Raw genomic sequence first — 377 nt, forward strand, 5'->3', positions numbered from 1 at the left:
GGCGCCTTGACGGCCGCGACCTTGAGGCCGCCGCGCAGCTTGTTGACGACGAGCGTGGCGAGCGCCTCGCCCTCGATATCCTCGGCGATGATGAGCAGCGGACGGCCCGACTGCACGACCGCCTCGAGGATCGGCAGCATCGCCTGCAGGTTGGAGAGCTTCTTCTCGTGGATCAGGATGTACGGATCCGAAAGCTCGACCTGCATCTTCTCGGGGTTGGTGATGAAGTAAGGCGACAGGTAGCCGCGGTCGAACTGCATGCCCTCGACGACGTCGAGCTCGAACTCGAGGCCCTTGGCCTCTTCGACCGTGATCACGCCTTCCTTGCCGACCTTCTCCATCGCCTCGGCGATCTTCTCGCCGACGACGGTGTCGCC

The 377-nt window shown here is 64.5% G+C and carries 1 pseudogene; it reads right to left on the minus strand.

Features of this window, described 5'->3' with window-relative positions:
* Nucleotides 1-377, minus strand: a pseudogene (locus tag EKM57_RS22550) (TCP-1/cpn60 chaperonin family protein); the annotation flags it as partial.

It is taken from the genome of Sphingosinicella sp. CPCC 101087 (genome assembly GCF_004151485.1).
GTDB lineage: Bacteria > Pseudomonadota > Alphaproteobacteria > Sphingomonadales > Sphingomonadaceae > Allosphingosinicella.